The organism is Streptomyces sp. NPDC050433, from assembly GCF_044458565.1.
Classification (GTDB): domain Bacteria; phylum Actinomycetota; class Actinomycetes; order Streptomycetales; family Streptomycetaceae; genus Streptomyces.
This window is the reverse complement of record NZ_JBITIB010000030.1, coordinates 1-20,735: the sequence shown is the minus strand read 5'-3', so window position 1 is coordinate 20,735 and position 20,735 is coordinate 1. Positions and strand designations below refer to the sequence as shown.

Genomic DNA, 20,735 nt, shown 5'->3' with positions numbered 1-20,735 from the left:
CGAAGGCCCCGCGCCCGGAAGCCCGTACTCCACCAATGGGAACTACCTCCATGCGTAAGAACACCGTGCTCACCGCCGTCGCACTCACGGCGGTCGCGGCACTCACCCTGTCCGCCTGCGGAAGCGGCGACGACGACGCGTCGAAGCCCGTGGCCGATGTCTCCGCCCAGCCCAAGACCCAAGCGGCGACCGTGCTCGACAAGCCCTTCGAGAAGCCGGATCTCGTCCTCAAGGACACCGAGGGCAAGACGTACGACTTCCGTGAGGAGACCAAGGGCAAGCCGACGCTCGTCTACTTCGGCTACACGCACTGCCCCGACGTCTGCCCACTGACGATGAGCAACATCGCCATCGCCAGGAAGGCGCTCCCCAAGGCCGACCAGGACAAGCTCCGGGTCGTGTTCGTCACCACCGACCCGGAGCGGGACACCTCCGCGGAACTCGCCAAGTGGCTGCCGAGCGCGGGCGATCCGTCCTTCGTCGGCCTCACCGGCGACTTCCCGACCATCCAGGCCGGCGCGCGCCAGCTCGGTATCGGCATCGAGCCGGCGACGAAGGAGAAGGACGGCACCGTCGTCTCCATGCACGGGGCCCAGGTCATCGCGTTCTCGCCGAAGACGGACGGCGGTTACGTCCTGTACGGCGAGGACACGACGGCCGACGACTACACCAAGGACCTGCCGAAACTCGTCAAGGGCGAGGCACCGTGAGGGGCGGGACGGGTCTGGTGTCGCTCGTTTCGAAAGTGTCGGTGATGGCGACGGTGTCGCTGCTGTCGCTCGCGGGGTGTTCGTCGGCGGACGCCACCGCTGACGAGCCTCAGTTGAAGGTCACCGGGGCCTTCATGCCGCAGCCCGTCAGCGACATGGCGTCCGGCTTCCTCACGGTCGCCAACAGCGGCGGCGCGGCGGACAAGCTCACGTCCGTCACCAGCGACATCTCGGACGACGTCACGATCCACGAGACCAAGGACCAGAAGATGCGGCAGGTGAAGTCCTTCGACATCCCGGCCGGCGGCGAGCTGACCCTGGCCCGCGGCGGCAGCCATCTGATGTTCATGGGCCTGAAGGGGAAGCCGGCATTGGGCCAACGGATCTCCGTGGAACTGCACTTCGAGAAGACCGACCCGATCAAGGTCGACCTTCCCGTGAAGGAGACCACCTACAACCCCACGCAGCGATGAGGGACTGACTCACCATGACGGCCACCGCCCCCCGCTTCGGCACCCGGCCCCTACGGCCGCTCCTCATACGGTCGCTGCTCGTCGCGGCCGTACTGATCGTCGGGCTCCTCGGCGCGCTCTCCGGTACGGCGTCCGCGCACGCGGCGCTGACCAGCAGCAACCCGAAGGACGGGGCGGTGGTCGACGTCGCCCCGCGCGACGTCACCCTCACCTTCTCCGAACAGATCGCCATGGGCGACGACTCGATCCGGGTTCTCGACCCCAGCAGCAAGCGTGTCGACGTCGCGAAGATGCGCGATCTGAGCCAGGGCGGCACCGTCCGCTACGCCGTCGATCTGAAGCCCGGACTGCCGGACGGCACGTACACCGTCGCCTGGCAGGCGGTCTCGGCCGACAGCCATCCGGTGTCCGGCGCGTTCACCTTCTCGATCGGGGCGCCGTCGCAGACCACGGCCACCCTGCCCGACCAGGCGGCCGGGGGCGGACTGGTCGGCACGCTGTACGACGCCGCGCGCTACCTCTCGTACGCCGGGTTCGTCCTGCTCGTCGGCGGGGCGGCGTTCGTCCTCGCCTGCTGGCAGCGCGGCGCGTCCGTACGGCCGTTGCAACGGCTCGTCGTCGGCGGCTGGGTCACCCTGACCGCGTCGACGCTCGTCCTCCTACTACTGCGGACTCCTTACACCGGCTCCGGCAAGCTCGGCGACGCGTTCGACCTCGGCGGGCTGTCGGACGTGCTGGACACCAAGACGGGAGCCGCGCTCGTCTCGCGGCTGCTGCTGCTCGGCGCGGCGGCGCTTTTCATCGCCGTGCTGTTCGGCGCGTACGCGAGGCGCGTCACAGAAGCGGAATCCGAAACGGACGACGGGGGTACGGGGAACGCGGCCTCCGAGGCGGGGAAGGCAAAGGCGGACCTCACCTTCGGGCTGAGCCTGGGCGGCGCCGTCGTCTCCGCCGGAATCGCCGGGACGTGGGCCTTGTCCGAGCATGCGTCGACCGGGATCCAGACCGGCATCGCCATGCCGCTCGACGTCCTGCATCTGCTGGCCGTCGCCACCTGGCTCGGCGGCCTCGCGTCGCTGCTGGCCGCGCTCCACCGGACACCGGACATCGAACGCGCCGCGGTGCGGCGCTTCTCCCGGATCGCCTTCATCAGCGTCGTCGTCCTGGCCATGACCGGGCTCTACCAGTCGTGGCGGCAGGTCGGCTCCTGGTCGGCGCTGACCGACACGTCGTACGGGCAACTCCTGCTGGTCAAGGTCGCGTTGATCGCCGTCCTGCTCGGTGCCGCCTGGATCTCGCGGCGCTGGACGGGGCTGCTGGGCGAGCATGCGACGACGGAGGCGGCGGATGCCGAAGCCGAGACGGAAGCACTGGCTGAGGACGGTCCCGAGACCGAGACCGATCCCGAGCGCGCCGCCCAACTCGCCCGCCAGCAGACCGCGTTGGCCACCGCCCGCAAGAAGCGGAACCGGGACGCCGACACCGAGCGGTCCGGGCTGCGCCGCTCCGTACTGACCGAGGCGTGCGTGGCCCTCGTGGTACTCGCCGTCACGACCGCCCTGACGGGCACCGAGCCGGGCCGTACACAGGAGCAGGAGGCCGGCCGTACGGGCACCGAGGCCGCCGCTCCCGCACCCGCCCGCCCCATCAGCCTCACCGAGCCCTTCGACACCGGCGGTACGAAGGGCAAGGGCACCATGCGGCTCACCCTCGAACCCGCCCGCCCCGGCAGCAACGTCATGCATGTCTGGATCGACAGCCCGGACGGCAAGCCGATGGACGTGCCCGAGGTGAAGGTCGCGTACACCCTGAAGTCCGAACAGATCGGCCCGCTCCCGGTCGTTCCCGAGCGCCTGGCTCCGGGACACTGGAGCGCGGGCAACGTACAGATCCCGATGCCCGGCGAGTGGTCTCTGCAAGTGACCGTGCGGACCTCGGACATCGACCAGACCACCATCGAGAAGAACGTGAAGATCGGCTGACCCCGTGAGCGACACCCGTACGACGACCACCGACACCCACAGCTCCGGCAGCGACGGCCCCGGCGCCGAAGGCCACGACGCCGCCCCCGTGATCTCTCGGCGGCGGCTGATCGGCACCGCGGGCGCGGCGGGCGCCGCCGGCCTCGTCGCCGGCGCGGCCGGCGGGAGCGCCACGTACGCCGCCACCCGCCCCGACGCACCGACCGCGCTCGCCACGGTCGGCTCGGCCACCGTCGCCTTCCACGGCGCGCACCAGGCCGGCATCACCACCCCGCTCCAGGCCCGCGGCCATCTGGTGGCACTCGACCTCGCGCCGGGCGCCGGCCGCAAGGAGGCCGCCGCGCTGCTGCGCCGCTGGTCGGAGACCGCCCGGCGGCTCATGGCGGGCGAACCGGCCGGGGAGCGGGACACCGGCATCGCGCTCGACGCCGGGCCCTCCGCGCTGACGGTCACCTTCGGCTTCGGCCGCACCTTCTTCGACCGTACGAAGCTGGCCGCGCGCCGCCCGTCCGCGCTCGACCCGCTGCCGGCCTTCTCCTCGGACCAGCTCGACGCCCGTCGCAGCGACGGCGATCTCTGGGTGCAGATCGGCTCGGACGACTCGCTCGTCGCCTTCCACGCGCTGCGCGCCCTTCTTAAGGAGGCGGGCGACGCGGCGCACGTGCGGTGGCAGATGAACGGCTTCAACCGTTCACCCGGCGCCACCGCCCGCCCGATGACGGCCCGCAATCTGATGGGCCAGGTCGACGGCACCAACAACCCCAAGCCGACGGAGCCCGACTTCGACCGGCGGATCTTCGTCCCGGCGAAGCCGCCGGCCGGGACACCCGACTGGATGGCGGGCGGCTCGTACGCCGTCGTACGCCGGATCCGGATGCTGCTCGACGACTGGGACGCGCTCCCGGTCGACCGCCAGGAACTCGTCATCGGCCGCCGCAAGTCCGACGGTGCCCCGCTCACCGGCGGCACGGAGACGACCGCGCTCGACCTCGACAAGGCCGACCCGGACGGCAGGCTCGTCATCCCGGACAACGCCCACGCCCGGATCTCGGCGCCGGAGCAGAACGGCGGGGCGGCGATGCTGCGCCGCCCGTTCTCCTTCCACGACGGGATCGCGGCAGACGGCACCCCCGACGCGGGCCTGCTGTTCATCTGCTGGCAGGCCGATCCGCTGAGGGGCTTCGTGCCGGTGCAGCGCAAGCTCGACCGGGGTGACGCGCTGTCGGCGTTCGTCCGCCACGAGGCGAGCGGCCTGTACGCGGTGCCGGGGGGACCGCGCGAGGGCGAGTACGTCGGCCAGCGACTGCTGGAGTCCTGAGCAGCGGTCCTGGGCGGGAGGCTTGAGTGGGAGGCTTGAGTGGAAGTCCTGAGCTGTCCGCCGGTCGGACTAAAGTGACCACATGTCGGCCACGCGCTATACGTACCTCGGCCCCGAGGGCACCTTCACCGAAGCCGCCCTCCGTACCCTTCCGGAAGCCGCCACACGGGAGCTGATCCCGATGGTCTCGGTGCCCGCGGCCCTCGATGCCGTACGGCACGGGGACGCCGCCGCGGCCCTCGTACCGATCGAGAACTCGGTGGAGGGCGGCGTCACCGCGACCCTCGACGAACTCGCGTCGGGCGAACCGCTGATGATCTACCGCGAGGTGGTGCTGCCGATCGCCTTCGCGCTTCTCGTCAGGCCGGGGACGGCGCTGTCCGACGTCAAGACGGTGACCGGTCATCCGGTGGCACAGCCGCAGGTGCGCAACTGGCTGCGGACCCACCTCCCGAACGCGCTGTGGGAGTCGGCCGCGTCGAACGCGGACGGTGCGCGGCTGGTCCAGGAGGGCCGGTTCGACGCCGCTTTCGCGGGTGAGTTCGCGGCGGCGACGTACGGGCTCGAAGCCCTGGTCACCGAGATCCACGACGCGGAGAACGCGGAGACGCGCTTCGTCCTGGTGGGCAGGCCCGCGCGGCCGTCCGCGCCGACCGGCGCGGACAAGACGTCGGTCGTGGTCTGGCTCGGCGAGGACCACCCCGGCGCGCTGCTCGAACTGCTCCAGGAATTCGCCGTACGCGGGGTCAACCTGATGCTCATCCAGTCGCGGCCGACGGGAGCGGGCATCGGTAACTACTGCTTCGCCGTGGACGCCGAGGGTCATATCGCGGACCGGCGCGTGGGCGAGGCGCTGATGGGGTTGAAGCGGATCAGCCCGAAGGTGCGGTTCCTGGGTTCGTATCCGCGGGCCGGTGTGGCTCCGGAGGACGTACAGGAACTGCGCGCGGGGACATCGGACGGGGAGTTCATGGACGCCGCCGACTGGCTGGCCCGTAGCCAGGACGGCCGGATCTGAGCCGACCGGGCGGTGGGGCGGTCCGTTGTCCCCAAAGTTATCCACAGGCTGACGGGTCGCCCTGGGGACAAGTCGACAGTGTCGGCAGGCATGGTCGACAAATCGGCTCAGTCGCCGCACTTCCTTCCACAGGACCCTTGGTGGCCTGTGTCACCTCAATTCCATTGATCAACTCGTTAGAGGGATCAAATCCCACCCAAGGAGTGCGTGAAACCGGTTCAAGAGGGGATTCCTTCCGCCCCTCCAGGGGCTTTCACCATGAAGCCGCTCGCGATCCACAGATTCCCCACACACCCTGTGGATAACTTTCCGGGCCGGTGCGCCTCTGTGGACAACGGCGCCCCAAGTGCCGTGCGCCGCAAGGAATATGAGTCAACAGAACATCACCGGTGCCCCTTTCCGGGGAATTGGCCATCTTCCATTGACGTAAGCGCCCCTCCCTTTTCATGCTTTCCCCACTCTCCTCAATTGCGGCAATTCAGACAAAGTGCCACACGTTGAAATATGGGGTGGGGTGGCACAAGCACGCACCGGTAGCCTGGTGGGGTGATTGACCTTCGCCTGCTCCGAGACGACCCCGACCGTGTCCGCGCCTCGCAGCGCGCCCGTGGAGAGGACGTCGGCGTCGTCGACGCCCTGCTCTCCGCCGACGAGCGGCGCAGGGCGTCCGGCGTCCGCTTCGACGAGCTGCGTTCCGAGCAGAAGGCGCTCGGCAAACTCGTACCCAAAGCGACCGGCGACGAGAAGACCGAGTTGCTGGCCCGTACGCGCGAGCTGTCCGCGGCCGTGAAGGCCGCCGACGCGGCGCAGCACGAGGCCGACGAGGAGGCTAGGCGGCTGCTCCTCCAACTGGGCAACATCGTGCACCCGGACGTCCCCGTGGGCGGCGAGGAGGACTTCGTCGTCCTGGAGACGGTCGGCACCCCGCGCGACTTCGCCGCCGAAGGCTTCGAGCCCAAGGACCATCTGGAGCTGGGCGAGACACTCGGTGCCATCGACATGGAGCGCGGCGCGAAGGTCTCCGGCTCGCGCTTCTACTACCTGACGGGGATCGGCGCCCTGCTCGAACTCGCCCTGGTGAACGCGGCGATCGCGCAGGCCACCGAGGCCGGCTTCGTCCCGATGATGACCCCCGCGCTGGTGCGCCCGCGCGCGATGGAGGGCACGGGCTTCCTCGGCCAGGCCGCCGAGAACGTGTACCACCTGGAGAAGGACGACTACTACCTGGTCGGTACGTCGGAGGTGCCGCTCGCGGCGTACCACATGGACGAGATCATCGACGCCGAGAAGCTGCCCCTCCGGTACGCGGGCTTCTCGCCGTGCTTCCGCCGCGAGGCCGGCACGTACGGCAAGGACACCCGAGGCATCTTCCGGGTGCACCAGTTTGACAAGGTCGAGATGTTCTCGTACGTCGACCCGGCGGACGCCGAGGCCGAGCACGCGCGGCTGCTGGAGTGGGAGAAGCAGTGGCTCACCGGCCTCGGGCTGCCCTTCCAGGTGATCGACGTGGCCACGGGCGACCTGGGGTCCTCGGCCTCGCGCAAGTTCGACTGCGAGGCGTGGATCCCGACGCAGGGCAAGTACCGCGAGCTGACGTCCGCGTCCAACTGTGACGGTTTCCAGGCCCGTCGGCTCTCCGTACGGATGCGTGCGGCGGCGGACGGCAAGCAGCAGGTGAAGCCGCTCGCGACGCTGAACGGCACGCTCTGCGCCGTCACGCGCACGATCGTGGCGCTGCTGGAGAACCACCAGCTGGCCGACGGTTCGGTGTGGGTGCCGGAGGTGCTTCGTCCGTATCTGGGCGGGCGCGAGACGCTGGAGCCGATCGCCAAGTGAGCAGTTCCGCGTCGGCGTTCCCGTACAAGCTCGTCGCGACCGACCTCGACGGCACGCTGCTGCGCGAGGACCAGACGGTCTCCGCGCGTACGCGTGACGCGCTCGCCGCCGCCACGGCGGCGGGCGCTGCGCACATCATCGTCACCGGACGGGGTGTCCCGTGGACGCGGAACATCCTCGACGATCTCGGGTACGACGGATTGGCGGTCTGTGGCCAGGGTGCGCAGGTTTACCACGCCGGTGAGCACAGACTGCTGACGTCGGTGACGCTGGACCGGCAGGTGGCCGTTCTCGCGCTGTCGAAGATCGAGGCGGAGGTGGGCCCGCTGGCGCTGGCCGCGAGCCGTGACGGTCTCGGCGGCGACGTCCTCATCGGGCCGGGTTACCGGGTGCATGACGGCCCGCTGCCCGCGCTGTTCCTCGACGATCACGCCGAGATGTGGACCGAGCCGATCAACAAGGTCTACATCCAGCATCCGGAGCTGAGCGACGACGCGTTGGCGCGGGTCGGGCAGGAGACGGTCGGGGACATGGTGGCCGTGGTGATGGCGGGGCCGGGCGTCGTGGAGATCCTGCCGCTGGGTCTGACCAAGGCGACGGGGCTCTCGCTGGCCGCGCGGCGGCTCGGTGTGACGGCGGCCGACACGATCGCGTTCGGCGACATGCCCAACGACATACCGATGTTCGGCTGGGCGCGGCACGGCGTGGCGATGGCCAACGCGCACGAGGCGCTGAAGGCCGTGGCGGACGAGGTGACCGCGTCGAACGACGACGACGGCATCGCGGTGGTGCTGGAGAAGCTGCTTCAGCAGGGCTGAGGCACGTACGGACACCGAGTGGGGAGGGGGCGGTCCGCGCGCTGACGCGCGCGCTCGAAGCGACCGCCCCCTTGGGCGGGTCACCGTCGGCTGCACGGAGCGGAAGTGGTTACTCCGGTGCCGGTTCGGGACTGCCCTGTCGGGAGCTCGACGGACTCGAACTACCGGTCATCGCCGCGCTCCTCTCCCGGTCCAGTGGTACCTGACACGACCACTGTGCACCGGGGCGGGAGTCCGGCGCCACCGAGTTGTTCGTGACAGGTTCCAGAAATCCGTGTGCCGCCTCGCGTACGCCCGTGAAAGTGCCACGGACGGACGCGAGGCGGCGGGAGCGGTCAGCGGCGCTTACGGCCGCGGCGCAGATCCTTCAGCTGATGGACGACATCGTCCACCCTGGCATCCACGCGGTTGATGTCCTCGGACATCTGGCACAGCCGGTTGCTGATCGCCGCGACGACCTGGTTGGTGGCGTCGAGCCGCCGGTCCAGGCTGTCGAGCCGGTACGACATCCGGTTCAGCACCGGCCCCAGCTCCTGGAGCGCCACGCCGACCCCACCGAGGCAGGACTCCACGTCGGTGACGCGCCGGTCGAGCGACGCGTACCCCTCGCGCCAGCCTTCCTCGGCGTCGAGGAGGTACGTACGGACGCGTCGGGCGATGTCACTGTCGCGAAGAAGCATCGCGATGTTGAGGACGGCCCGGCGCGTGTAAAGCGTGAGGCCGGAGCGCCTCTGTGGATAACTTCCCTCGCTTCCGGATGAGAGTGACATGCTGTCACTCTGATATTCACGCAGGTCAGGACCGCGCAGGACCCGCATCCCATTCTCGGCCAGCTCCGCGCGGTGGCGCGCTGTCAACTGCCTGATGACGTCTGTGGATACTTCGAAGTAGCGCGCGACTCCGTCTGTCGTGTTGTGCGTGCCGTCCGGGAGCATGATCAAGGCCTTCACCTTGTCGAGCGCCTCGACGCGCCCCAGATGCTCGACGCGCATGGTGCGCGACTCAAGCAAGGCGACTTCCGATGGCATGGGTATGCCTTCCATTCGTGAACCGATGATGGTCGGCCCTCTCCCCGGGCTTCAGGGGCGGAGGTCGGCTCACGGTGGCTACTCACTCAATGACCGGTGCGGTTTTCGATCCGGCACCGGCAATCCCCAGTTTCACGAACGCTCGACGTCACGGACTCCAGTTGCCTCCACGCACACGGAACAACGAGCCGATAAACGTACAGTTACGCGGCGACCCCCACCCGGAGGGAGGGGGTCGCCGCGTCGCGCACACTCACGTACGGCGGTGGGAAACCCCCGCTCACTCCTCGCCGGCGAGCGTCAGCGTGCGCAGCTTCTGCCCCGCGTACCAGGTCGCGACGAGCGTCACGCCGACCAGCAGCACGACCGCCAGAGGCAGTCCGACGTCCGACGCGATCATGCCCTCGCCCGCGGTCTTCTCGGCGACCGCCAGGGCCCACTGCTGGACGCTGAGCGTCCGCGCGCCCGCCACCAGGCTGCCGAAGAGGGTCTCCCACACCAGTGCGTACACGAGGCCGATGACGACCGCGTGCCGGCTGACCGTGCCGAGCAGCAGGAACAGCGCGCTGTAGGCGATGGAGGCGACCAGCGCGGCGATCGTGTAGGACACCGCGATCTGCTGGCCGTTGCCGTTGAGGATGTATCCGGCGATGAAGGTCGGGACCGCGGAGAACACCATCGTCACGGAGATCGCGACGATCAGTTTGGTGAAGATGATCGACGGCCGTGTCACCGGCTTCGCCAGCAGGTAGACGATCGAACCGTCGTCGATCTCCGGGCCGATCGCACCCGTTCCCGCGATCACGCCGATCAGCGGGATCATGGTGGCGAGGGCGAAGCCGCCGAGGACGTCCGAGGCGATCTGGTCGTCCACGCCGTTGAAGGTCCGTACGGCCACGGCGATGAGGATCAGCAGGGCCGGCAGGACGAAGAGGACGGCGGCCCGGCGCCGGCCGAGCAAGGCCCGGTAGGTGAGCCGGGCGACTGTGGGGTGGTACATGGACGTCACAGCTCCTTGTCAAGGCCGCTCAGGCCGCTACGAGGTACGAGAAGACCGATTCGAGGGATTCGTCGGACGGCGAGACCGTGAGCAGCCGGATGGAGTGCTCGCGGGCGACCCTCGGCAGCAGTTCGGTGAAGCGCCCGAAGTCGACGGCCTGGATGTGCAGCGCGCCCTCGGTGACGTCGACCTCGATGCCCGCGGTGGACGGGTCGGCGATGAGCGCGGCGGCGAGGACGCGGTCGTCACTGGACCGTACGAGATAGCGGTGCGGCCGGTCGGTCATCAGTCGGCGGATCTTGCGGAAGTCGCCGGACGCGGCGTGCCGGCCGGCGACGATCACCTCGATGTGCGCGGCGAGCTGCTCGACCTCCTCAAGGATGTGCGAGGAGAACAGGACCGTACGGCCGGAGTCGCCCATCTTCCGCAGCAGGTCCATCAGTTGCATGCGCTGGCGCGGGTCCATGCCGTTGAAGGGCTCGTCGAGGAGCAGCACGGACGGTTCGTGGACGAGCGCGGACGCCATCTTCACGCGCTGGCGCATGCCCTTGCTGTACGTCGCGATCTTGCGGTCCTGCGCGTACTCCATCTCGACCGTGGCGAGCGCCTTCTGGGCCGCCTTCTTACCGAGGCCATGCAGTTCGGCGTTGGCGACGACGAATTCGAGCCCGGTGAGGAAGTCGTACATCCCCTCGCGTTCGGGGACGATGCCGATCTTGCGGTAGACGGACTCGTTGCGCCAGATCGCGTCGCCGTCGAGGGTGACGCTTCCGTTGGAGGGCGCCAGGAACCCGGCCATCATGTTGATGAGCGTGGACTTGCCCGCGCCGTTCGGTCCGAGCAGTCCGGTGACGCCGGGGCCGACGGTCATCGTCACGTCGTTGACGGCGACCACGTTGCCGAACCAGCGCGACGCGTGATCGATGTTGATGGTGGTCACAGCCCGACCTTCCGGTAACGGCGCATGAGGACGGCGTACGAGCCGAGGATGAGCGCGAGGACGACCAGCAGATAGATGACGCCGACACCGGCCGAGGGACCCGTCTCGCCGGGGAACGACGAGCTGGCGCCGAGGAACGCGGTCTGTACGCCGTCGATGAGCGTGATGGGTGAGAAGAGGCCGAGCCACTGGACGGCGCCGTCCGAGCCGGTCTCGGAGGCGATCGCCTGGACGGTGGAGACGGCGCCGTAGGTGATGGTCAGCGTGGCGATCACGGCGGCGACACCGAAGCCGCGACGCGGGGTGAGGGCGGCCATCACCAGGCCGAGTCCGCCGAAGAGCAGCGAGAGGAGTGCCACGGAGACGAGCCCCTGTCCGAAACCCTTGGTCTGTTCGACGAAGTCCATGGAAGCGAGTAGCGAGCCGATGTAGAGGATGAGGAGCGGTGCGGCGGTCAGGACGAAGAGGGCGGAGGCCATCGCGCCGTACTTGGCGACGACGTAGTCGAAGCGCTCGATGGGTCGCGAGAAGTACAGCGGCACCGTCTTGAACCGCAGGTCGCGGGAGACCGCCTGGGGCGCCTGGGCGGCCAGGAACAGCGCGATGATGGCCTGGGTGAAGATCGCGTACCGCGTGTAGTCCAGCGGCAGGGACTTGAGGTCGGTCGCGACGGCGACGGCGACGATGATCGCCGCGGGCACGCACATCACGGCGAACAGGATCATCGGCAGGATCTTGGACTTGCCGGACCGGCCGAGGCCGTAGGAGCCGCGCAGGGACTGCGAGTAGAGGGAGCGGCGGGCGTAGGCGCGGCCGAGCCTGGGGCCGTCGTAGTTGCGGTAGCCGATGTTGTGGATCTGGGTGAGATCAGTGCTCATCGCTGCCGCCTCCCTTCTGAAGTGCGAGTTCCTCGGTGCCGCTGGGTGCCGTGCCCGGCTGTCCCGGTACGCCCCGCGCGTCGGTGCCCGCCGACGCGGCGTCCTTGGCGCGGAATACCTCCGCGATGTGGTGGCGGCGCTGTTCCATCCGTACGAGGCCGAGCCCGAGGTCGGCGACGGTGTCGCGTACGACGTCGTACGTCTCCTCGCCCGTCGCCTCGATGAGCAGGATGTGGCCGGCGCCCGGCAGCCCGTCCTCCTCGCCCGCCTGGAGGGTGAGCCCGGCCGCGGTGAGGGCTTCGCGCAGGGCGCGGGTGCCGTCGGGGTGGCTGTCGGTGTCGGTGACCTCGACGGCGAGCGTCGCCGTCGTCTGCGTGAAGTCACTCGTGGAGCTGGAGCGCAGCAGCCTGCCGCCGTCGATGACGACGACGTGGTCACAGGTGCGTTCGAGCTCGCCGAGGAGGTGCGAGGTCACGAGGACGGAGATGCCGAAATCCGTGTACACGCGGCGGATCAGGTTGAGCATCTCGTCGCGGCCGACCGGGTCGAGGCCGTTCGTCGGCTCGTCGAGGAGGACGAGTTTGGGGTCGTGGACCAGCGCCTGCGCGAGCTTGACGCGCTGCTTCATGCCGGTCGAGTAGCCGCCGATGGGGCGGTACCGCTCCTCGTACAGGCCGACATGGCGCAGCGTGTCCGCGGTGCGTTCACGGGCGGCGGTCGGGGGGAGGCCGGACATGCGCGCCATGTGGACGACGAGTTCGGTCGCCGAGACGTCGGGCGGCAGGCAGTCGTGCTCGGGCATGTATCCGACGCTCTCGCGGATGGCGGCGCCACTGGTGGCGACGTCGAACCCGAGCACGGCGGCCCGGCCTTCCGTGGCGGGGGACAGACCCAGCAGGATCTTGATCATGGTGGACTTGCCGGCCCCGTTGGCACCCACCAGACCGGTCACACCCGGTCCGATGTCCAAGGAGAGCCGGTCAAGCGCGGTTACCCGGGGGAACCGCTTACTCAGGCCTTCGGTAGCGATCACAGTCACGTTGAAGACGGTAGTGGCGCGCACCACAGCGGACGTCAGCCCTGGCGGCTGTCTCGGGGTCCGTCTTGAGGTGTACGGACCCGTAAGGGCAGCGTCAAAAGTCAGTCCGAAGGTTCCGGGACCGGAGAGTTATCCACAGGCTTGACGGGGCCCTTGACGCAGCCGCCGGACATTGTCACATTCATCAGTGTCACGTTACGGACGCGTACCGCGATCGGACGGACACGGTACGACAGGCGCGGGCGCGCACGTGGGCAGGGGTACGGGCATGGGGTTCGAGCGCGGGCACGGAGGTGGGGGCATGGCTTCGGCGGTGACGGGTGAACAGGCCGCGGAGCTGCGGGGATTCAGATCCGCGCAGCGACTGGCGTACGAGTGCGCCGAAGCGGTCGCCGGGCGCCTGCGGCCGGGTGTCACGGAGCGCGAGGCCGCCCGGATGCAGCGCGACTGGCTGCGGGCGCGCGGGGTGCGCGACTGGTTCCATCTGCCCTTCGCCTGGTTCGGGGACCGTACGGCCTTCACGGGGTTCCGCATCCCGCTCCAGTTCTTCCCCACCAACCGCAGGCTGGCCGAGGGCATGCCGTTCATCCTCGACCTGGCGCCGGTCCACCGCGGGTTCCCGGCCGACGTCGGCTACTCGGGCTGTCTGGGCCCCAACCCGCTGCACGACAAGCTGCTCGCCGATCTCCGGGCCCACCGCGAACTGCTGCTGCGCGAGGTGCGTGAGCGGCGTCCGCTGCGGGAGATCTACGAGGACGTGGACCGGCTGATGGTCCGGCAGGGGTACGAGAACAGGCACCGGGCCTATCCGTTCGGAGTCATCGCCCACAAGGTCGACCGTGTGAAGGACCGGCGCTGGTCGCCGCATGTCCTCGGGTTCGGTACGCAGGCGCTCAAGGGCCTGGCGAGCGACGCGCTGCACGGGCACCGGGACGGCTGGTCGCCGCTGTGGAGCCCGTACAGATTCTCCGACCACCCGCCGAGACCGGGACTGTGGGCGGTCGAGCCGCACCTCGGGTTCCGGGGTACGGGCGCCAAGTTCGAGGAGATCCTGGTGGTCACCGACTCCGGGGACCCGGCCGAGAGCGCGTTCTGGCTGGATGACGATCTGCCGCATGTGCGGCGTTGGGCGGAGGGTGCGTGATGTCGCTTCAGTCAGTTCCGTCGCCGGCCGGGCCCGCCGGGGCACGCGAGCGCCGGGTGCGCACGGGCGGGATCGATCTGTGCGTGGCCGAGCTGGGTGATCCACGGGCGCCCACGGTCCTGCTCGTGCACGGTTATCCGGACAGCAAGGAGGTCTGGTCGCAGGTCGCGGAGCGGCTTGCCGAGCGGTTCCATGTGGTGCTGTACGACGTGCGGGGGCACGGCGGGTCGACGGCGCCGAAGCCGCTGCGCGGCGGCTTCACCCTGGAGAAGCTGACGGACGACTTCCTGGCGGTCGCCGACGCCGTGAGCCCGCACCGGCCGGTCCATCTGGTGGGGCACGACTGGGGGTCCGTCCAGGGCTGGGAGTTCGTGACCGTCCGTCGCACGTCGGGCCGTATCGCCTCCTTCACCTCGATGTCGGGGCCGTCGCTGGACCACTTCGGGCACTGGATCAAGCGGCGGATGACCCGGCCCACCCCGCGCGCGCTGGGCCAACTGCTCGGCCAGGGCGCCAAGTCCTGGTACGTGTACATGCTGCACACGCCGGTCCTGCCCGAACTGGCCTGGCGCGGCCCGCTCGGCAGGCAGTGGCCGAAGATCCTGGAGAGGTTCGAGAAGGTGCCGTCGGAGCGGGGCGGCGGATATCCGACCGCCTCGCTGCCGGACGACGCCGCGCACGGCGCCTGGCTCTACCGGGACAACGTCCGTGCCCGGCTGCGCAGACCGCGCGCCGACGCGCACGCGCACGCGCCCGTCCAGCTGATCACCCCGACCGGGGACGCCTTCCTCTCCGAGAGGCTTTACGACGACCTGGAGCGGTGGGTGCCGCAGTTGGTGCGGCGTACGCTCCCGGCCAAGCACTGGGTGCCGCGTACGCGACCGGATCAACTGGCCGGCTGGATCTCCGAGTTCGTCACGGCCCACGAGCCCGAACCGGAGAGCGGGGACGACGGCGCGGCGGCTGTCGGGACCGCCGGCAAGGCGCGTCGGGAGAGCCGGGCCCGCCGGGCTCGGGAGCTGGTGGCGCGCGGGCCGTACGGGGAGAGGTTCGGCGGGCAGCTCGTCCTGGTGACCGGCGCGGCGAGCGGCATCGGGCGGGCCACCGCGTTCGCGTTCGCCGAGTCGGGTGCGCGGGTGGTCGTGGTCGACCGCGACACCGAAGGGGCCGCCAGGACCGCCGAGATGGCGCGGCTGATCGGCGCTCCCCGCGCATGGGCCGAGACCGTCGACGTCAGCGACGAGGAGGCGATGGAGAAGCTGGCCGGGAAGGTCGCCGCCGAGTACGGCACGGTGGACGTCCTGGTGAACAACGCGGGGATCGGGCTCTCGGGGCCGTTCCTGGACACCACCAGCGAGGATTGGAGGAAGGTCCTGGACGTCAATCTGTGGGGCGTCATCCACGGCTGCCGGATATTCGGCGGGCAGATGGCGGCGCGCGGCCAGGGCGGCCATATCGTCAACACGGCCTCGGCGGCGGCCTATCAGCCCTCGCGTGCGCTGCCCGCCTACAGCACGTCCAAGGCGGCGGTGCTGATGCTCAGCGAATGCCTGCGCGCCGAGCTGGCCGGGCAGGGCATCGGGGTCAGCGCCATCTGCCCCGGCTTCGTGAACACCGGCATCACGGCCACCGCGCGGTTCACCGGAGTCTCGGCGGAGGAGGAGAAGCGACGGCGCAAGCGCGCCGTCCGGCTGTACGGGCTGCGCAACTACCCGCCGGAGAAGGTCGCCGAAGCGGTCCTGCGGGCCGTCGTCCGCAACGAGGCCGTCGTCCCGGTCACCCCGGAGGCACGCGGCGCCCGGCTGCTGTCCCGCTTCGCGCCCAGGACGCTGCGCGCGATCGCCCGTCTGGAGCCGCCGCTGTGACCGCGTACGGCGGGCGGGACGGCGAAAGCCCGGCCGAGAGCGGTGTGGTGGACGAGCCGTACGAGATCGCACCCCGGCGGGTGTCGTTCGACTGGCGCGAGACCCCGCTGCACTGGATACCGGACGAGCCCACCGCCACGCACGTCATCAACGTGCTGCACCTGCTGCTCCCCGCCGGCGAGCGCTGGTTCGTCAAGGTCTTCAAGGAAGCCCTGCCGCTGGTCGAGGACCCGGCGCTGCTCAAGGATGTCAAGGGTTTCATGGGGCAGGAGGCGACGCACAGCGTGCAGCACGCGTATGTGCTGAACCACCTGGCGGAGCAGCGGCTGGACACCGAGCCTTACACCCGGCACGTCGACTATCTCTTCGAGGTGCTGCTCGGCGAGAAGCCGCCGTTCGGGGTGCCGTGGCCGCCTCGGGACTGGCTGCGCTTCCGGCTGGGGATCGTCGCCGCGATCGAGCAGTTCACGGCGGTCCTCGGGGACTGGGTGCTGCGCGCCGACACGCTCGACCGGGCGGGAGCGGACGAGGTCATGCTCGACCTGCTGCGCTGGCACGGCGCCGAGGAGGTCGAACACCGGTCGGTGGCCTTCGACATGTACCAGCACTGCGGCGGCCCCGACCCGGTCTGCTACGCCCGCCGGCTGGAGACGATGGTCGTCGCCGCGCCGGTGATGCTCTGGTTCTGGGCGCGCGGGGCGGCGTATCTGATCCGGCACGACCCGCGGCTGGCGGGCCGGCTGCGCTACTCGCTGCGCGAGCACAACCGCGCCGTGGACAAGGGCCTGTTGCCCAGCTGGCGTGAGCTGGGCGCGGCGGTGCCCCGGTACTTCCGGCGGTCGTACCATCCCTCGCAGGAGGGTTCGCTCCGCAGGGCCGTCGACTATCTCGCGACCTCGCCCGCGGCCCGAGCGGCGGCCGGAGCGGTCGGCCGCGCCGCCCTGGGGTAGGTGGCACGTGCCGGGGCCGTGGGAGGAGTGAGCGTGTCGGAGACGCCGCGAACATCAGAGACCTCACAGACGCCGGGGACCGGGGCAGGCGGCCGGTACCGGATCGAGGACCTGGCCCACGCGAGCGGGGCCACGGTCCGCACCATCCGCGCCTACCAGGACCGCGGGCTGCTCCCCACCCCGGAGCGGCGGGGCCGGGCCAATGTGTACGGCGATACGCACCTGGCCCGGCTGCGACAGATCGCCGGCCTCCTCGAACGGGGCTACACGCTGGCCTCCATCAAGGAGTTGCTGGACGCGTGGGACGCCGGGCGCGGTCTGGGCGGGGTGCTCGGCCTGGTCACCGAGGTGCACGGCCCCTGGGCCGACGAGCGGGCCGCCCGGATCACCCGCGCCGAGCTGGACGAGCGGTTCGGCGGCTCCCCCGACGACGCGGCGCTCGCCGAGGCCGTGGAGCTGGGGGTGCTGGAGCGCGTCCCCGGCCGGGACGACGAGTTCCTCGTACCGAGCCCTCAAGAGCTGGCGGTGGCGGCCGAGTTGTACGCGGCCGGGGTTCCGCTGTCCGCGATCTCCGCCCATCTGCGGGAACTTCGCGGGCAGGTCGAGCACATCGCCGCGCGTTTCCTGGAGTTCACGACCGAGCACGTGTTCGCGCGGTATCTGGGCCACCACCCGCCGACGGAGGCGGATGCCGCCGATGCGGCGTCGCTCGTACGCCGCCTGCGTCCGCTCGCGCGCCAGACGGTCGACGCCGAACTGGCCCGCGCCATGAGGCTGTTCGCGACCCGGCATCTCCAGCGGCATCTGATGTCGGAGGACCTCGAGCGGGTGGGTTCCGAGACCCGTCAGGTGGCCCTGCCCGCCGGGACGATCGATGCGGTCCTGGGGCTGGTTGGCGAGGGGAGCGTGGCGGCGTTCATCGCGGCGGCCACCGAACGGGAGGTGCGGGCACGGATGTTGGACGGGCTCACCGCAACTCATGCACAGGGCAAACAACTTGACCAAATGGGTTAATCCGGGCGTCAGTTGTCCACAGATTCGCCAAATGACCTGTGGATAACCTGAGTTGACTGTGGATCAAACATTTCAGCACTGATCATTTTCGGATGGATCATGATCGGATCCAGATCCGATCCGGAGAGAAATGGGTGGCGTCGCCCGACGCCACCGGCCACGCTGGGTGAATGACCGGAACACATACACCGGGCGCGGGAACGCCCGACGAACGACGCGCCGTAAAGGTGTCGAAATACCTCTCGAAGCATCTGCGGCACCAGCCCGAGCGGATCGGCCTGACACTCGACCCGAACGGCTGGGTGGAGGTCGACGCGCTGCTCCGCGCCACGGCCGACCACCGCTTCCCCCTCACCCGCGCCGAGCTGGACCATGTCGTGGCCGTCAACGACAAGCGGCGCTTCACGATCGAAGGCGGCCGGATCCGCGCCAACCAGGGCCACACCGTCGAGGTCGACCTGGACCTGCCACCGGCCGAACCGCCCGCGTACCTCTACCACGGCACCGTGGCCCGCAGCCTCGACGCGATCCGCAACGAGGGCCTGCGGCCCATGAACCGCCACCACGTCCATCTCTCCCCCGACCGCGAGACGGCGACCCGCGTCGGCGCCCGCCGCGGCCGGCCCGTCGTCCTGTCCGTGGACGCGGCCGCGATGCACCGCGACGGCCATGTCTTCCGGGTGAGCGCCAACGGCGTCTGGCTCGCCGACGCCGTCCCGCCGAGCTACCTCCGCTTCAGCGGCTGAGCTGCGCGAGCCCGTCCGTCGCTATCCGCTCGAACAGCGCCTGATCCATCGCGAAGTCCGAGTCCGGGATCGGCGCGTGGACGACGATCTCCGTGATCCCGAGTTCGAAGTGCCGGCCCGCGAAGTCCACGAACGCGTCGAACGACTCCAGCGGGCTCCCTGGTGTGAAGCCGGTGAGCAGGATCTTCTCCAGACCGGCCGGGTCCCGGCCGGTCTCCGCGCACGCCGCGCCGAGCCGGTCGATCTGACCGCCGATCGCCTTCAGCGACTCCTCCGCCGTACCCGACTCGAACAGCTTCGGGTCCCCCGTCGTCACCCACGCCTGACCGTGCGCCGCGGCGAGCCTCAGCCCGCGCGGCCCCGTCGCGGCGACGGCGAACGGCAGCCGGGGACGCTGCACACACCCCGGAATGTCGCGGGCCTCGACCGCCGCGTAGTACGCCCCCTCCGCTGTCACCGCGTCCTGCGTCAGCAGCCGGTCGAGCAGGGCGACGAACTCGCCGAACCTGTCGGCCCGTTCCCGCGGCGACCAGGGCTCCTGCCCGAGCACCACGGCGTCGAAGCCGGTCCCGCCGGCTCCGATCCCGAGGGTCACCCGGCCGCCGGAGACGTCGTCCAGCGAGATCAGCTCCTTCGCGAGCGTCACCGGATGCCGGAAGTTCGGCGAGGTCACCAGCGTGCCCAGCCGCAGCCGGGTGGTGGCGCCGGCGGCGGCCGTCAGGGTCGGGATCGCGCCGAACCAGGGGCCGTCCCGGAAGGTGCGCCACGACAGGTGGTCGTAGGTGTACGCGGCGTGGAAGCCCAGCTCCTCGGCGCGCGACCACTCGTCGCGACCGCCCTCGTGCCAGCGGCGGACGGGAAGAATCACAGTGCTCAGACGCATGGCTCCGACCCTACGTCCCGCCGGTGGCTCCCCCGCGCGGGGCGAGACCCCGGCCGGCTCGCGGGTGCGCGGTCTCATCTGTGCGCCCCTCCGCACTCCCGTGCACACCTGTACGGGAGGATGGACGGGTGACCTCAGCTACCGACTCGCCGCTCCCCGCCCGCCCCCGGCTGATCGCCACCGATCTTGACGGAACGTTGCTGCGCGACGACAAGACCGTCTCCGACCGCACCATCGCCGCGCTCGCCGCCGCCGAGGATGCCGGCATCGAGGTCTTCTTCGTCACCGGGCGGCCGGCCCGCTGGATGGGGGTCGTCAGCGACCATGTGCACCGTCACGGCCTCGCCATCTGCGCCAACGGTGCCGTCGTCGTCGATCTCCACGGCGGTGGGGAGCTGGTCAAGGTCCGCGGCCTGGACCGGTCCGCCGCGCTCGACGTCGTGCAGGCACTGCGCGACGCGGCGCCCGGCACGGTCTTCGCCGTCGAGAAGACGACGAGCTTCGACTACGAGCCGGACTACCCGCCCTTCCTGGACGACCCCGGCGCGAGCGTCGCCACCGCCGAGAAGCTGCTTCAGGAAGCGCTGGACGGTGAAAACGATCCGGTCATCAAACTGCTGGCGCACCACCCGAGCCTGACCCCCGACGGTTTTCTGACCCTGGCCCGTACGGCCGCCGGGCACCTGGCCTCCTTCACCCGTTCCAGCCCCACCGCGCTGCTCGAAGTCAGCGGCCTCGGGGTGAGCAAGGCCAGTACGCTCGCGCTCTGCTGCGCCGAGCGCGGCATCTCCTCCGACGAGGTCGTCGCCTTCGGGGACATGCCGAACGACGTGGAGATGCTGGCGTGGGCCGGTACGTCGTACGCGATGGGCAACGCGCACCCGGATGTGATCGCGGCGGCGTCGGGGCGCACCGTGGCGAACAACGAGGACGGCGTCGCCGTCATCATCGAGCAACTGATCGCCCGCGCCCGCCCGGCCTGATCGACAAGACACCCCCTAGTGTTGTGAGTCTTAAGTTTCCGTAGAGTTGTCTCATGACGCGTCCGGGACCGAAGCTTGTGCCGTTGGATCTGACCGATGTCGAGCGGTCG

General features: G+C 70.0%; 19 protein-coding genes. 13 read left to right on the top strand and 6 right to left on the bottom strand.

Annotated features, from left to right (window positions below; all coding sequences use genetic code 11):
- Positions 1-50: 50 nt before the first annotated feature.
- The 7 genes from ACIBLA_RS29875 to ACIBLA_RS29845 all read left to right on the top strand — a co-directional run bounded on the left by ACIBLA_RS29875 (position 51) and on the right by ACIBLA_RS29845 (position 8,155).
- Positions 51-710 carry an SCO family protein gene (locus tag ACIBLA_RS29875; protein WP_363240041.1) on the top strand — a complete coding sequence of 220 codons (660 nt, stop codon included), beginning with the start codon at positions 51-53 and terminating at the stop codon, positions 708-710.
- Positions 711-754: 44 nt separating this feature from the next.
- Positions 755-1,183: a copper chaperone PCu(A)C gene (locus ACIBLA_RS29870; RefSeq protein WP_363240042.1), complete on the top strand. Its 429-nt coding sequence runs from the start codon at positions 755-757 to the stop codon at positions 1,181-1,183.
- Positions 1,184-1,197: 14 nt separating this feature from the next.
- Positions 1,198-3,165 (top strand): copper resistance CopC/CopD family protein, encoded by a 1,968-nt coding sequence (locus tag ACIBLA_RS29865; protein ID WP_399200410.1) that lies wholly within the window; start codon positions 1,198-1,200, stop codon positions 3,163-3,165.
- 88 nt (positions 3,166-3,253) lie between these two features.
- Positions 3,254-4,483: an iron uptake transporter deferrochelatase/peroxidase subunit gene (efeB, locus tag ACIBLA_RS29860; protein ID WP_399200467.1), complete on the top strand. Its 1,230-nt coding sequence runs from the start codon at positions 3,254-3,256 to the stop codon at positions 4,481-4,483.
- A gap of 82 nt (positions 4,484-4,565) precedes the next feature.
- Positions 4,566-5,501, top strand: a complete 936-nt coding sequence (pheA, locus tag ACIBLA_RS29855; protein ID WP_363240045.1) for a prephenate dehydratase — start codon at positions 4,566-4,568, stop codon at positions 5,499-5,501.
- 546 nt (positions 5,502-6,047) lie between these two features.
- Positions 6,048-7,337 (top strand): serine--tRNA ligase, encoded by a 1,290-nt coding sequence (gene serS / locus ACIBLA_RS29850; RefSeq protein WP_363240046.1) that lies wholly within the window; start codon positions 6,048-6,050, stop codon positions 7,335-7,337.
- Positions 7,334-8,155, top strand: a complete 822-nt coding sequence (locus ACIBLA_RS29845; RefSeq protein ID WP_363240047.1) for an HAD-IIB family hydrolase — start codon at positions 7,334-7,336, stop codon at positions 8,153-8,155. The genes serS and ACIBLA_RS29845 overlap by 4 nt, the downstream gene beginning before the upstream one ends.
- 335 nt (positions 8,156-8,490) lie before the next feature.
- On the opposite strand, the gene ACIBLA_RS29840 is transcribed toward ACIBLA_RS29845, so the two are convergent.
- From ACIBLA_RS29840 to ACIBLA_RS29820, 5 genes are all read right to left on the bottom strand, one after another.
- Positions 8,491-9,183 (bottom strand): hypothetical protein, encoded by a 693-nt coding sequence (locus ACIBLA_RS29840; RefSeq protein ID WP_363240048.1) that lies wholly within the window; start codon positions 9,181-9,183, stop codon positions 8,491-8,493.
- A 280-nt stretch (positions 9,184-9,463) separates the two neighbouring features.
- Positions 9,464-10,183: an ABC transporter permease subunit gene (locus ACIBLA_RS29835; RefSeq protein ID WP_363240049.1), complete on the bottom strand. Its 720-nt coding sequence runs from the start codon at positions 10,181-10,183 to the stop codon at positions 9,464-9,466.
- Positions 10,184-10,211: 28 nt separating this feature from the next.
- Positions 10,212-11,123: an ABC transporter ATP-binding protein gene (locus tag ACIBLA_RS29830; protein WP_363240050.1), complete on the bottom strand. Its 912-nt coding sequence runs from the start codon at positions 11,121-11,123 to the stop codon at positions 10,212-10,214.
- Positions 11,120-12,001, bottom strand: a complete 882-nt coding sequence (locus ACIBLA_RS29825) for an ABC transporter permease (protein WP_363240051.1) — start codon at positions 11,999-12,001, stop codon at positions 11,120-11,122. The genes ACIBLA_RS29830 and ACIBLA_RS29825 overlap by 4 nt, the downstream gene beginning before the upstream one ends.
- Entirely contained in the window at positions 11,991-13,034 is a 1,044-nt protein-coding gene (locus ACIBLA_RS29820) for an ABC transporter ATP-binding protein (protein WP_363240101.1), read from the bottom strand. Before ACIBLA_RS29820 ends, ACIBLA_RS29825 begins: the two co-directional genes overlap by 11 nt.
- A 307-nt stretch (positions 13,035-13,341) precedes the next feature.
- Here ACIBLA_RS29820 and ACIBLA_RS29815 point away from each other — a divergent pair, with 307 nt between their 5' ends.
- From ACIBLA_RS29815 to ACIBLA_RS29795, 5 genes are all read left to right on the top strand, one after another.
- Entirely contained in the window at positions 13,342-14,184 is an 843-nt protein-coding gene (locus tag ACIBLA_RS29815) for a M24 family metallopeptidase (protein ID WP_363240052.1), read from the top strand.
- Positions 14,184-16,049 (top strand): SDR family oxidoreductase, encoded by a 1,866-nt coding sequence (locus ACIBLA_RS29810; RefSeq protein ID WP_363240053.1) that lies wholly within the window; start codon positions 14,184-14,186, stop codon positions 16,047-16,049. Before ACIBLA_RS29815 ends, ACIBLA_RS29810 begins: the two co-directional genes overlap by 1 nt.
- Complete coding sequence (locus ACIBLA_RS29805; protein WP_399200408.1) at positions 16,046-16,999, top strand: metal-dependent hydrolase; 954 nt, start codon at positions 16,046-16,048, stop codon at positions 16,997-16,999. Before ACIBLA_RS29810 ends, ACIBLA_RS29805 begins: the two co-directional genes overlap by 4 nt.
- Before the next feature lie 33 nt (positions 17,000-17,032).
- Complete coding sequence (locus ACIBLA_RS29800) at positions 17,033-18,013, top strand: MerR family transcriptional regulator (RefSeq protein ID WP_399200407.1); 981 nt, start codon at positions 17,033-17,035, stop codon at positions 18,011-18,013.
- A 170-nt stretch (positions 18,014-18,183) separates the two neighbouring features.
- The gene (locus ACIBLA_RS29795) at positions 18,184-18,759 is read left to right on the top strand and encodes an RNA 2'-phosphotransferase (RefSeq protein WP_363240054.1); all 576 of its coding nucleotides are present in this window, start codon (positions 18,184-18,186) and stop codon (positions 18,757-18,759) included.
- Here ACIBLA_RS29795 and ACIBLA_RS29790 read toward each other — a convergent pair.
- The gene (locus ACIBLA_RS29790) at positions 18,749-19,642 is read right to left on the bottom strand and encodes an LLM class flavin-dependent oxidoreductase (RefSeq protein WP_363240055.1); all 894 of its coding nucleotides are present in this window, start codon (positions 19,640-19,642) and stop codon (positions 18,749-18,751) included. The genes ACIBLA_RS29795 and ACIBLA_RS29790 overlap by 11 nt on opposite strands.
- Positions 19,643-19,770: 128 nt before the next feature.
- Between ACIBLA_RS29790 and ACIBLA_RS29785 the strand changes: the two genes are divergently transcribed.
- Positions 19,771-20,625, top strand: coding sequence for a Cof-type HAD-IIB family hydrolase (locus ACIBLA_RS29785; RefSeq protein ID WP_363240056.1), 855 nt, complete (start codon positions 19,771-19,773; stop codon positions 20,623-20,625).
- Positions 20,626-20,735: the final 110 nt, after the last annotated feature.

Excerpts from the sequence above, each read along its gene's own strand:
- ACIBLA_RS29875 (WP_363240041.1), top strand. The coding sequence starts at position 51 with ATGCGTAAGAACACCGTGCTCACCGCCGTCGCACTCACGGCGGTCGCG.
- ACIBLA_RS29870 (WP_363240042.1), top strand. The coding sequence starts at position 755 with ATGGCGACGGTGTCGCTGCTGTCGCTCGCGGGGTGTTCGTCGGCGGAC.
- ACIBLA_RS29865 (WP_399200410.1), top strand. The coding sequence starts at position 1,198 with ATGACGGCCACCGCCCCCCGCTTCGGCACCCGGCCCCTACGGCCGCTC.
- pheA (WP_363240045.1), top strand. The coding sequence starts at position 4,566 with ATGTCGGCCACGCGCTATACGTACCTCGGCCCCGAGGGCACCTTCACC.
- ACIBLA_RS29840 (WP_363240048.1), bottom strand. The coding sequence starts at position 9,183 with ATGCCATCGGAAGTCGCCTTGCTTGAGTCGCGCACCATGCGCGTCGAG.
- ACIBLA_RS29835 (WP_363240049.1), bottom strand. The coding sequence starts at position 10,183 with ATGTACCACCCCACAGTCGCCCGGCTCACCTACCGGGCCTTGCTCGGC.
- ACIBLA_RS29825 (WP_363240051.1), bottom strand. The coding sequence starts at position 12,001 with ATGAGCACTGATCTCACCCAGATCCACAACATCGGCTACCGCAACTAC.
- ACIBLA_RS29815 (WP_363240052.1), top strand. The coding sequence starts at position 13,342 with ATGGCTTCGGCGGTGACGGGTGAACAGGCCGCGGAGCTGCGGGGATTC.
- ACIBLA_RS29810 (WP_363240053.1), top strand. The coding sequence starts at position 14,184 with ATGTCGCTTCAGTCAGTTCCGTCGCCGGCCGGGCCCGCCGGGGCACGC.
- ACIBLA_RS29795 (WP_363240054.1), top strand. The coding sequence starts at position 18,184 with ATGACCGGAACACATACACCGGGCGCGGGAACGCCCGACGAACGACGC.
- ACIBLA_RS29790 (WP_363240055.1), bottom strand. The coding sequence starts at position 19,642 with ATGCGTCTGAGCACTGTGATTCTTCCCGTCCGCCGCTGGCACGAGGGC.